The 11,462-nt window shown below is 66.8% G+C and carries 9 protein-coding genes and 2 tRNA genes; 5 read left to right on the plus strand and 6 right to left on the minus strand.

Features of this window, described 5'->3' with window-relative positions; translation table 11 throughout:
• Nucleotides 1-12: 12 nt before the first annotated feature.
• A tRNA-Pro gene (locus tag BKA23_RS11140) sits at nucleotides 13-86 on the minus strand.
• Between the two features lie 102 nt (nucleotides 87-188).
• On the opposite strand from BKA23_RS11140, the gene BKA23_RS11145 reads away from it, so the two are divergent.
• A tRNA-Gly gene (locus BKA23_RS11145) sits at nucleotides 189-259 on the plus strand.
• 100 nt (nucleotides 260-359) lie between these two features.
• On the opposite strand, the gene BKA23_RS11150 is transcribed toward BKA23_RS11145, so the two are convergent.
• The 3 genes from BKA23_RS11150 to BKA23_RS11160 form a co-directional block, all read right to left on the minus strand.
• On the minus strand, nucleotides 360-1,454 hold the full coding sequence (locus tag BKA23_RS11150) for a PP2C family protein-serine/threonine phosphatase (protein ID WP_170226468.1): 1,095 nt from the start codon (nucleotides 1,452-1,454) through the stop codon (nucleotides 360-362).
• Nucleotides 1,455-1,559: 105 nt separating this feature from the next.
• Nucleotides 1,560-2,027: a ribose-5-phosphate isomerase gene (locus BKA23_RS11155; RefSeq protein ID WP_145228000.1), complete on the minus strand. Its 468-nt coding sequence runs from the start codon at nucleotides 2,025-2,027 to the stop codon at nucleotides 1,560-1,562.
• A 12-nt stretch (nucleotides 2,028-2,039) separates the two neighbouring features.
• The gene (locus tag BKA23_RS11160) at nucleotides 2,040-2,648 is read right to left on the minus strand and encodes a mycothiol-dependent nitroreductase Rv2466c family protein (protein WP_145228493.1); all 609 of its coding nucleotides are present in this window, start codon (nucleotides 2,646-2,648) and stop codon (nucleotides 2,040-2,042) included.
• 132 nt (nucleotides 2,649-2,780) lie between these two features.
• On the opposite strand from BKA23_RS11160, the gene pepN reads away from it, so the two are divergent.
• Entirely contained in the window at nucleotides 2,781-5,390 is a 2,610-nt protein-coding gene (pepN, locus tag BKA23_RS11165; protein WP_145228003.1) for an aminopeptidase N, read from the plus strand.
• Nucleotides 5,391-5,721: 331 nt separating this feature from the next.
• Here pepN and malQ read toward each other — a convergent pair whose 3' ends face one another.
• Nucleotides 5,722-7,845, minus strand: a complete 2,124-nt coding sequence (gene malQ, locus BKA23_RS11170) for a 4-alpha-glucanotransferase (RefSeq protein ID WP_145228005.1) — start codon at nucleotides 7,843-7,845, stop codon at nucleotides 5,722-5,724.
• 64 nt (nucleotides 7,846-7,909) lie between these two features.
• On the opposite strand from malQ, the gene BKA23_RS11175 reads away from it, so the two are divergent.
• Genes BKA23_RS11175 through BKA23_RS11185 form a run of 3 tightly spaced genes read left to right on the plus strand, consistent with a single transcriptional unit; the run spans nucleotide 7,910 to nucleotide 10,937 of the window.
• Nucleotides 7,910-8,821, plus strand: coding sequence for a mechanosensitive ion channel family protein (locus BKA23_RS11175; protein WP_145228007.1), 912 nt, complete (start codon nucleotides 7,910-7,912; stop codon nucleotides 8,819-8,821).
• Nucleotides 8,822-8,834: 13 nt separating this feature from the next.
• Nucleotides 8,835-9,215 carry a globin gene (locus tag BKA23_RS11180; protein WP_145228009.1) on the plus strand — a complete coding sequence of 127 codons (381 nt, stop codon included), beginning with the start codon at nucleotides 8,835-8,837 and terminating at the stop codon, nucleotides 9,213-9,215.
• Between the two features lie 6 nt (nucleotides 9,216-9,221).
• A complete protein-coding gene (locus BKA23_RS11185; RefSeq protein WP_145228011.1) occupies nucleotides 9,222-10,937 on the plus strand; it encodes a glycoside hydrolase family 13 protein in 1,716 nt (571 codons plus the stop codon).
• Between the two features lie 43 nt (nucleotides 10,938-10,980).
• Here BKA23_RS11185 and BKA23_RS17665 read toward each other — a convergent pair.
• Nucleotides 10,981-11,462, minus strand: a 482-nt coding sequence (locus BKA23_RS17665; protein ID WP_170226469.1) for a DUF8185 domain-containing protein, incomplete at its 5' end; no start/stop codon positions are given.

The following is an 11,462-nucleotide window of genomic DNA, read 5'->3' on the forward strand; positions in this document are numbered from 1 at the left end:
CAATGCTAGCTGTCGGGGTAGCCGGATTCGAACCGGCGGCCTTCCGCTCCCAAAGCGGACGCGCTACCAAGCTGCGCCATACCCCGTGGTCAAACTCGCCGCCATCAGCCCGGTGCGAGCGCGATGTATGGCGGGCAGTAGGCTAACGCCCCGGAACCAGCACCTGCACGGCGGGCAGCCGGGACCACGCGGGCGTAGCTCAATGGTAGAGCCTCAGTCTTCCAAACTGATGACGCGAGTTCGATTCTCGTCGCCCGCTCTTCGCACCGACCTTGCTGCCGCCGAGCGTCTTTCGCTGACCGGCAGTTGCCCCGCCGACACGGGACTGGGGCCGCCACCCGAGATGAACGTGACCGCGGTCAGTCGCGCCAGACGACCACGACCGCACGGTCGTCGGCCTCACCGCCGGATCCGATGGCGCAGATTCGGGCGGCAGCGCCGCGCATCTGAGACATGAGCTCACGATCGGCATGCCCGAGCATGCGGTCGATGCCCTGTGCCAGGTCGACACCCGGCTGCTCGATCATCCCGTCGGTGAAGAACATCAACGCGTCACCGCGCTCCAGGCTGCCTTCGGCGCGGACGAAGTCGCCCGGGCCTTGGCGGTCCATCACTCCGAGCAGCACGCCCGAGGCGCCCGAGACCTGGGTGAACCTGCGGGAGCCGGCATGGAAGTGGATGGCCGACGGATGCCCGGCCGAACCGATGCTGAAGTGCCCGCTGGTCAGGTCGATCGATGCGTGCACGGCGGTCGCGAAGCCCTCGGACCAGCCCTGCCGCATGAGGTAGTCGTTGGCGGCGGGCAGGAAGCGCGTGGGCTCCATCGCGCCGAGCAGACCAGCGAACGCGCCGCCGAGCAGCAGCGATCTGGTGGCGGCTGTGCAGCCCTTGCCGGACACGTCGACCAGGGCCAACTCGAAACGATCGGGCGTCGGGCAGTTACCGACGACGAAGTCGCCGGAAAAGCTGTCGCCATACGCAGGTTGGACGCAGGACTCGACGTTCCACCCGCTCGGCAGGACAGGCAGACGCCCCTGCGCGCGCAGGCGTTCGCGCAGATCGACCAGCATCGAACTGCCGACCGCCGGCGTCACACCGGCGCGTGCGTGCTGCCGATCGACGGCAGCCACGAGCAGCATGACCATCACGAGAACGCCGCCCACCGACCAGGCTCCGACCGACCGGGTGATGGCGACACTCAGCACGAACATCACGGCCAGCACCGCGAAGATCGTCATCGCCCGGCGCGGCACGAGAAGCATCCCGGCAGCAACGGCGATCGGGATGAAGACGGCGTACGTCGTCGAGGTCGGCCACTCGACGGTCGCGATCGTGGCGAGGAAAGCCAGACTCAGCAGGGTGGGCACACAGGCACCGGAATCGCTCCACGCCACACCGGAACCGGTGTGCGTCCGGCTGATGCGCCGGGAGGATAGCGAAACGTCGATGGCCATGGGGCGAGCATCGCTGAGATCGTTTCCGAAATCAGCAATTTTTACCGAGTCCTTACCCATTCATTGCCAACTTCGGGCAATGATTCGCCCAGCACCCGCGCTGGATCACCCTTCGGGGGGAAGCGAGCCGTCTTTCTCGTATGCCGACACCATGTCGAGGCGGCGCTGATGCCGGGGCTCGCCGGAGAACGGCGTCTCCAGGAAGACCTTGACCATTGCCTTGGCCTCGTCGATCGTGGTGAACCGGCCACCGATCGAGATGACCTGTGCGTCGTTGTGCTGCCGCGCGAGCTGCGCCAGCTCCGGCGTGTAACACAGCGCAGCGCGGATGCCCTCGACCTTGTTGGCCGCCATCTGCTCGCCGTTGCCCGATCCACCGAGCACGATGCCCAGGGAACCGGGGTCCTGCGCCACGCCCTGCGCCGCGCGCAGCACGAAGACCGGGTAGTCGTCGACTGCGTCATACGTCGTGGCGCCGTGGTCGACCACGTCATAGCCCTCGTCGCCCAGCCACTGCACCAGGGCACGGCCCATCTCGTATGCCGCGTGGTCACCGCCGATGTGCACCCTCATCGCTGCCGCCCCTCAGCTGAAGTCCGGACCGACAGAGCGGGTCCGCTTGATCTCGTAGAAACCGGGCGTCGCGGCCACCAGCAGGCAGCCGTCCCAGAGCTTGCCCGCGGCTTCGCCCTTGGGGGCGGGCGTCACGACCGGACCGAAGAACGCGGTGCCTTCGACCGCCACCACGGGCGTGCCGACGTCATCGCCGACCAGGTCGATGGCGCGCTGATGGGATGCGCGCAACAACTGGTCGATGTCGTCACCGGGAACGTTGTCGGCGAAGCGGATCAGGTCCGCGGGCAGACCGACCTCGGCCAATGCCTCCTGCAGCACCTCGCGCTGGGACGCCTCGTCCTGACCGCGCTGCTCCAGGTGGAAGCGGTGCCCGATGGCGTCATACAGCGCCTTCTTGACCTCGTCACCGTGCTCGCGAGCCGCGGCGATCACCAGGCGCACCGGTGCCCAACCGCGCGACAGCATCGCCTTGTAGCTGTCCGGGAGACCTTCGCGGTTCTCGTTGAGCACCGACAGCGACATGACCGACCAGGTGATGTCGACCGGGCGCACCTGTTCGACCTGTAGCAGCCACCGCGAGGTCATCCACGCCCAGGGGCACAGCGGGTCGAAGAACATTTCGGCTGAGGAGCGCGTCTGCGCCTGGTCTGTGGTCACAAGCCCTCATCCTGCCACCGACCTTCCTGTGCGAGGATGCGACTCGTCTCATCAGGCAATCACCCACTTGAACGCGCGATGGAGTTCGTCACTGTGCCCGCAACCAATCTGACCCGCGAAGAAGCGCAGCAGCGCGCGACAGCCGTATCAGTCGAGTCGTATGACGTCGCCCTCGATCTGACGACCGGGGCGAGCACGTTCCCGACGAGGTCGCAGGTGCGTTTCACCGCCTCGCCGTCTGCGGACGGGCTTTTCATCGACTTCATCGGGCCGTCCGTCGAGGCGATCACCCTCAATGGCGAATCCATCGATCCGGCAACACATTTCGACGGCGCCCGGATCTCACTGCCGAGCGTTGCCGCCGACAACACCCTCGTGATCGAGGCGACCGGCGCCTACATGAACACCGGCGAGGGCCTGCACCGGTTCGTCGACCCGGCCGACGACGAGGTCTACCTCTACACGCAGTTCGAGGTGGCCGACTGCCGGCGCGTGTTCGCCGTCTTCGACCAGCCCGATCTCAAAGCCACCTTCGCTTTCACCGTCACCGCGCCCGCGCGGTGGCAGATCATCTCCAACCAGCCGACTCCCGCCCCCCAGCCGGCGGACGCGACATACGTCAATGTGAAGGGCGAGTCCGAGCCGACCGCGACGTGGCGTTTCGAGCCGACGCCCCGGCTCGCGTCATACGTGACGGCTCTAGTCGCGGGGCCGTATGCCGTCGTCCGCGACCAGGTCGAGGCGGCGGGCGGCACGATCCCGCTGGGGTTGTTCTGCCGGGAGTCGCAGCGCGAACACCTCGACGCTGAGAGCCTTTTCGACACCACCAAGCGAGGCTTCGAGTTCTTCGAGCGGACCTTCGACGAGCCGTATCCGTTCGCGAAGTACGACCAGATCTTCACGCCGGAGTTCAACGCGGGCGCGATGGAGAACGCCGGCTGCGTCACGATCACCGACACGTACATCTTCCGCACGCAGGTCGCCGAGGCGATCGTCGAGCGGCGGGCCCTGACCGTGCTGCACGAACTCGCGCACATGTGGTTCGGCGACCTGGTGACGATGCGCTGGTGGGACGACCTGTGGCTCAATGAGTCCTTCGCCGAGTGGGCGTCCAGCGTATGTCAGGCCGAGGCCACCCAGTGGGACACCGCCTGGACCACGTTCGCCGCGAGCGAGAAGACGTGGGCGTACCGGCAGGACCAGCAGTCCTCCACCCACCCGGTCTACGCCAACATGCGCCACCTCGAAGACGTCGAAGCGAACTTCGACGGCATCACCTACGCAAAGGGTGCGTCGGTGCTCAAGCAGCTCGTGTCGTATGTCGGGCGCGATCCCTTTGTGGCCGGATTGCGTTCGTACTTCAACAAATTCAAGTGGGGCAACACCACGTTCGACGACCTGTTGGGCGAGCTGGAGCAGACCTCCGGTCGTGATCTCGGCAGCTGGAACGAGCAGTGGTTGCGCACCTGTGGCGTCAACACTCTCCGGCCGGTCGTCGACACCGATGCGGACGGCGTGATCACGCGATTCGTCATCGAGCAGACCGCTGCCGCGGAGTACCCCGTGCTGCGGACACACCGGTTGGCCATCGGGTGCTACGAGCTGCAGGACGGTCACCTGGTGCGCACCGACAGCGTCGAGACCGACGTCGACGGATCGGTGACCGAGGTGTCGGCGATGACCGGGCGCCGTCGCCCCGACCTCTTGCTCATCAACGATCAGGACCTCACCTACGGCAAGGTGCGACTGGACGACTCGTCACTGGCGGTGGTGCTGCAGCACCCGACCGGCATTCCTGACTCGCTCACGCGGGCCGTCGTGCAGGGTGCGCTGTGGGACATGGCCCGCGACGGCGAGCTCGGCGCTCGGCGGTACATCGCATATGCGATGGAAGCCGTTGCGGCAGAGACCGATTCATCGTTGCGACAGTGTCTGTTGATGCAGGTGACCGGTGCGACGACGGTCTTCCTGACGTCGGGAGCGGCGGGCAATCTGACCTCGTTCGTGCGACCCGAGCATCGCTCTGAAACGGCGGATCACGTGGCGACCTCGCTGCGGTCTTCGCTGATCGCCGCAGCGCCGGGCAGTGATGCCCAGTTGCAGTTGGTGCAGTCCTTCGCCCGGATGGCGCGGCGCGACACCGATGTCGCCTACATCCGCGGGCTGTTGGAAGGCACCACCGCGCTGGCCGGGCTGACCCTGGACACCGACATGCGCTGGACCCTGCTGGCCTCGCTCGCGGCGGCCGGCGTGCTCGACGACACCGAGGTCGAGAACCAGCTGGCGGCAGACCGCACCGCGACCGGAATCGCGCGGGCGGCGGGCGTGCGTGCGACATACCCCACGGCGGCCGCCAAGCAGCAGGCGTGGCACGACATGATCGAGAGCGACGCGCTGCCGAACGAGACCGTGCGAGCGGTGGCCCTGGGCTTCGGGCGAGTGCACGACACGACGGTGCTCGAGCCGTATGTCGAGTTGTTCCACGCGGCCCTGTTGCCGCTGTGGGAGCAGCGGACCTTCGCGATCGCCTCGTCGCTGGTGCAGTTGGCGTATCCGATCGCGCTGGCCAGCCCTGCGTTGCTGGAGGCGTCGCAGCGGTGGCTTGATGAGAATCCGGAGGCTCCGGCCGGTCTGCGGCGACTGGTCGCGGAGAACCGCGACATCGTGCAGGTGGCCGTCACCGCACAGGAGCACGACGCGTAACACCCCCGCGAGTTCGACCGACTCCGGACCACTGGGTGCCCACCAGGCACGTCGGCTCGGTCGCAGTTCGGTCGCGCGTAGACGTCCCATCGCCGCGACCCGCGTTGCAAGCATGTGGTTGAGAAGTCGATTACTTACCGGTATCTGGTCTTCCGGCGGAAGTAATGGACATCTCAACCACCCAGCCGTTATTTCTGTGGCTGCTGTGGCCTCATCACCTGGCAGACATCAGGCGACAAGAATCCGCCGACAGCAGGCGACCGTTCCGGCGACGGCAAGCGACGGTTTCAGGCGACAAGATTCCGGCGACGGCAAGGAACACTCCGTCAGATCAGATGGGGTTGCGGCGGGTGACACCCTTGATGAGCCGCTTTGCCCGCCTGGACACCATCAACTGATCCAGTGTCACTGGCTGTCGGTCGGGACCGGCCATCGGAAGCCGCCAGTTGGGGTACTCCTCATAGGTGCCCGGCTGGTTGATGGTGCGCACGTCGCCGGCAAGGTCGTTGACCGAGACACCCAGCAGTTTGCTCGGGGTCCACGTCATGAACTTGTGCAGTGCGTCGACCTGGTCGTCGACGGTCGCGCCCTTGCGCAACAGTCCACGCGAGTGCAACTCGTCCAGCACCGCGTCGCGCTGCTTGGAGTCCTGGTCGAGCTCTTCCTCCAACGACCTTGTCAGCAAACCGAGTTCGTGCCGGACGGTGACGTGCTCACCTTGCAGGTAGCCGGCCGTCGGCGGCAGGTCGTGCGTCGTCACGCTCGCCAGGCACAACTTGCGGTAGGTCTCCGGAGGCTTGGGCGCATCACTGTCCTGCCGCTCGAACCACAAGATCGACGTGCCGAAGATCCCACGTCCGGCCAGGTAGTCGCGCACCCAGTCCTCGACCGTGCCGAGGTCTTCCCCGATGATGACCGCACCCGCGCGCTGTGCTTCGAGCGCGAGGATGCCCACCATCGCCTCGTGGTCGTAGCGGACGTACGTCCCCTCCAACGGCTGCGCCCCTGACGGCACCCACCAGAGGCGGAACAGGCCGAGAATGTGGTCGACGCGCAGGCCACCCGCCATACGTAACGCTGTCCGCAGCATGTCCCGGTACGGCGCGTAGTCAAGCTCGGCCAAGCGATCCGGACGCCACGGCGGCTGACTCCAGTCCTGACCCAGCTGGTTGTAGTCGTCCGGCGGGGCGCCGACGCTCACACCCTTCGCGAGCACGTCGCCCAACGCCCACGTCTCGGCGCCGTCGGGATGCACGCCCACTGCGAGGTCGTGCAGAACCCCGAGTTTCATTCCGGCAGCAAGGAGTTCACGTTGTGCGTCGATGAACTGCGACTGCACGATCCACTGCAGCCAGCACTGGAACTCGACCTCCTCAGCCAACCGGTGCCGCTCCTTGGCGACGGCTTCGCTACGCGGATCCTGCAGCTCCGCCGGCCAGTCCCGCCACGGCAGACCCCGTTCGAGCACCATGGCGCACCACGTCGCGTAGTCCTGCAGACCCTGCCCCTCGCGCTCGCAGAAGCTCTCGAAATCGCGACGCCGCCGGTGGGTGCGCTCGGTGCGGAAGATCATCTTCAACGCGGCCTGTTTGGACTGCCAGCTGGCATCGCGATCAAGGTGCGGCAGAGCGTTCAGCCGGCGCGCGTCGTCGCTGTGCCACTCGACCAGCTGGTGCTGCGCGGCGGAGAGATAACCGAGTTCGGCGACCTCCTCGACCCGGATGTACATCGGGTTGACGAACCTGCGCGAGGTCGGCAGGTATGGCGAAGGCTCCATCGGCGCGACGGGTTCGGCCGCGTGGATCGGGTTGATCAGCACGAAATCGGCGCCCTGGCGCGCGGCCCACGTGCCGAGCTCAGCCAGATCGGCTGCATCGCCGATCCCCCACGACCGGTCCGAACGCACCGAATACAACTGAGTCAACAGTCCCCAGGCGGAGTCGCGTTCAAGGGCGTCGGGCAGGTGCAACGCGGCCGGCGTGACGATCACCGATGTCTGCGCATGACCGCCCTCGTGCGACACCTCGAGCCGGTGATAACCCAACGGCAGATCACCGGGCAGCTCGACAGTCGCCTCGGCGACCATCGAACCGTCGATGTTGCGCGGTTCGACCCAATGCTCCACCTGCCGCAGTGACCGCACCTCGCCGTCCTCGAGCACGATCCGGGCAGTCAACTCGTGTCCTTCCGGCAGATGCACCGGCACCCACGGGGTCCAGCCCTCACGCATGACGACCACTGCGGGCAGCTGTCGACGCCACGGCTCGAGAGCGCGCTCGGCAAGGGCGCGTTCAGCCGCTTCATCGGTGCCGGCATCCACATCCAGCGCGGCGAGCACGGCGACGATCGTGTCGACGGGAACGCTGACATGGTTGCCGCGCCAGTCCCAGAACTCGGTCGCGACACCGTAGGAGTGCGCGAGTTGGGTCAGTGCTGCAGACGGTGGGACGGGCATATGCACCAGTCTTCCAGAGCGCCCGCCATCACCGCACGATGCTGTCCCGGCGATGATGGAGCGCATGCCCGATCTGCATCTGGACAGCAAGACCTCCACTTCACCTTGGGAGTGGTTCGTCGGCACGCCCCTGATGGTGGTGTGCATCATCATCGGCGCAGTGGCCCTTCGATGGCTCGTCCACCGCGCGATCCGGCGGGTCGTTCGGCTCATGGAGGACCGCACCCACGAACGCCCCGAGACCGGTCGCGCCGGGCGAGTCCTGCGGCAGGCGACCGGCCTGGATTCCGAGCGACGCATCCAGCGCGCCGCGACGATGGGTTCGTTGCTGCGGTCGGTGACCACGATCCTCATCTTCGGCATCGCCGCGCTCACCGCGATGGGTGCTCTCGGCGTGCCGCTGGCGCCGTTGCTGGCCTCGGCCGGAGTCGGTGGGGTCGCCATCGGTTTCGGTTCACAGAGCCTGGTCAAGGACTTCCTCTCCGGCATCTTCATGATCCTGGAGGATCAGTACGGCGTGGGCGACGTCATCGACACCGGTGAGGCGATCGGCACGGTCGAGGAGGTCACCCTGCGCATCACGCGGGTGCGCGACGGCAGCGGAGTGGTGTGGTACGTCCGCAACGGCGCGATCGCGCGCGTCGGCAACCAGTCTCAAGGCTGGGCGGTCGGATTGATCGACATACCGATCGGGTATGACGAATCCGTCGAGCACGCTCTGCAGGTGCTGCGCGATGTCGTCAAGGCGATCGACAGCGAATCTCCCTGGAACGACAAACTTTTGGAGGAACCAACCGTGGCAGGCGTCGAGTCCGTCACCGGCGGCGTGGTGACCCTGCGGATCACCGCCAAGTGTCTGCCGAACGAGCAGTATGCCGTCGGCCGCGAAATCCGCGAGCGCGCCAAGCTGGCGCTGGATGCAGCCGGCGTGAAGGGGCCACAACTGCCGCCATACCTCACTCCCCCGACGACCTGAAAGGATCGTCTCCGTGACGAACACGTTTTACGACGAGGTCGGCGGTCACGCCACCTTCGAGAAGTTGGTGCGTGAGTTCTACCGCGGTGTCGAGGGCGACCCGACGCTGCGGGCGCTCTATCCGGAGGAGGATCTCGGCCCCGCCGAGGAGCGGCTGCGCGGCTTTCTCGAGCAGTACTGGGGCGGCCCGACCACCTACAGTCAGGAACGCGGCCACCCTCGACTTCGTATGCGGCACATGCCTTTTCGAGTGACACCCGATCAGCGCGACCGCTGGTTGCTGCACATGATGGCCGGTGTCGACAGCCTCGAGCTGGACGCCGCGCACGACGCGATGCTGCGCGACTACCTGACGCGCGCGGCGTACTCGATGGTCAACGCCTGGGAGGACTGACGCACGATGACTGCACCGACAACCACGACCACCGGGGCGACCAGCGCCGACATACTTCACACTGCCCGCCCGGACGCCGAGTGGTGGCGCCGCGCGGTGATCTACCAGATCTACCCACGCTCATGGGCAGACTCCAACGCTGACGGCATCGGCGACCTGCCGGGCATCACGGCACGCCTGCCGTACCTGAAAACCCTTGGCGTCGATGCAATCTGGTTGTCGCCGTTCTATCCGTCGCCGCAGGCCGATGCCGGGTATGACGTTGCCGACTACCGCGACGTCGACCCGATCTTCGGCACTCTTGCTGATGCCGATCAGCTCATCGCCACCTCGCACGAGCTGAACCTGAAGGTCATCGTCGACCTCGTGCCGAACCACACCTCCGATGAGCACGCGTGGTTCCGCGCGGCTCTGGCGGCAGGTCCGGGCAGTCGCGAGCGCGGGCGCTACATGTTCCGCGAGGGCACGGGCGCTGACGGTGCACTGCCACCGAACAACTGGCAGAGCGTTTTCGGCGGACCTGCGTGGACGCGTGTCACCGAGGCCGACGGCCGCCCGGGGCAGTGGTATCTGCACCTGTTCGACGTCAAGCAGCCCGACCTCAACTGGCACGACCAGCAGGTGCGAGACGAATTCGACGACGTGCTGCGGTTCTGGCTGGATCGAGGTGCCGACGGCTTCCGCGTCGATGTCGCGCATGGGCTGATCAAGGCCGAGGGATTGCCCGACTGGGCTGGACCGCTCAACATGCTCGACCTCAAGGACGACGGAAAGCCCCCGATGTGGGACCAGGACCAGGTGCACGAGATCTACCGCCACTGGCGCGGTGTGCTCGACTCGTATGGCGGCGGCGACGACAGTTCGCGCGCGATGTGCGCCGAGGCGTGGGTGCAGCCGGCCGACCGGGCAGCGATGTATGTGCGTCCCGATGAATTCCAGCAGGCGTTCAACTTCGAGTTCATGCAGACGCCATGGGAGGCGGCCGCACTGCGCTCCTCCATCGCCGACTCGTACCAGGCGAACGACGAGGTGGGCGCACCGACAACCTGGGTGTTGTCCAATCACGACGTCGTGCGCCACGCGTCGCGCCTCGGGCTGCCTGTCGGTAATCCGCGCCCGAATGGCATCGGCGCCGACGATCCTCAGCCTGATGCCGCGCTGGGGCTGCGCCGTGCCCGCGCCGCGACGATGCTCATGCTCGCGCTGCCCGGCGGTGCCTACATCTACCAGGGTGAAGAGCTCGGCCTGCCCGAACACACCGGCCTACCGGACGACGCTCGCCAAGATCCGACCTTCGCACGTACGGGCGGAGCCGAACTCGGCCGTGACGGCTGCCGGATTCCGATGCCGTGGGTCAAAGACGCCCCCACTCACGGTTTCGGCCCTGGCGGCGATCCTTGGTTGCCGCAGCCCGGCGAGTATGCCGATCTGGCCGTCGACCAGCAGGATGGCGTGACCGGTTCGACTCTGGAGCTCTATCGCACTCTGCTGTGGGTGCGGCGCGAATTCGATCTGGGCGAAGGCGGTCTGCGCGAGCTCGACTTCGGCCCGGACGTGGTCGCCTATGAGATCCAGGCTCGCCGGACAGCCACGGTGTTGGTCAATCTGGGCGCGAAACCGATTGTGCTTCCTGCGAATTCGGCAATCCTGGTCGCAAGCCAGCCGGGCATCTCCGACGAACTGCCGCCTGACTGCGCGGTCTGGCTGACTCCTCGCGCGTGATTGTGTCGCGCTGGATCGACGGCTGAACCGACCGCTGCCGGCCTCAGCGCACCAGGACGTGGCCGGCAGGTGTCGTGAGCCGGTGCCAGCGCGCTGCGGCATACACCTCGGCCGACTCACCGGCCAGGAAGCCCAGCACGTATGCCGCAAACGCCACGCTCGCGGGCAGTCCGTCCGCAGCGCCGGGCATCGGGTTGCCGCGTGCCCACACCTGCTGCCGCAAGGTCTCGACAGCTGCCGCACCCGAGCCGGCGGGGGCACCCGCTGCGATCTCGGCGATGCCGTCGTGCGCGATCTGACGGAGGTTGTCGACCGGAACCGCACCAAGGTGTCGCCAGCCCGAGCGTGGCGGCGAGATTGCAGCCCAACTGGTCACCACTCGCTGCGGCGGCACCTCTAGACCAGCCTGCGGATCGGGCTTCGCCATACGATCGGCGACGCTTGCAAGCGGCACGACGACATCCAGATCGGCCGGCTCGGCCAGCGGCATGACGCGCAGGCCGAGGGTCGTACCCTCCCCCGCAA

The organism is Rudaeicoccus suwonensis, from assembly GCF_007829035.1.
GTDB lineage: Bacteria > Actinomycetota > Actinomycetes > Actinomycetales > Dermatophilaceae > Rudaeicoccus > Rudaeicoccus suwonensis.

Bases quoted from the DNA above. Each gene is read 5' to 3' on its own strand.
- BKA23_RS11150 (WP_170226468.1), bottom strand. From the start codon at position 1,454: ATGGCCATCGACGTTTCGCTATCCTCCCGGCGCATCAGCCGGACGCAC.
- BKA23_RS11155 (WP_145228000.1), bottom strand. From the start codon at position 2,027: ATGAGGGTGCACATCGGCGGTGACCACGCGGCATACGAGATGGGCCGT.
- BKA23_RS11160 (WP_145228493.1), bottom strand. From the start codon at position 2,648: ATGTTCTTCGACCCGCTGTGCCCCTGGGCGTGGATGACCTCGCGGTGG.
- malQ (WP_145228005.1), bottom strand. From the start codon at position 7,845: ATGCCCGTCCCACCGTCTGCAGCACTGACCCAACTCGCGCACTCCTAC.
- BKA23_RS11175 (WP_145228007.1), top strand. From the start codon at position 7,910: ATGCCCGATCTGCATCTGGACAGCAAGACCTCCACTTCACCTTGGGAG.
- BKA23_RS11185 (WP_145228011.1), top strand. From the start codon at position 9,222: ATGACTGCACCGACAACCACGACCACCGGGGCGACCAGCGCCGACATA.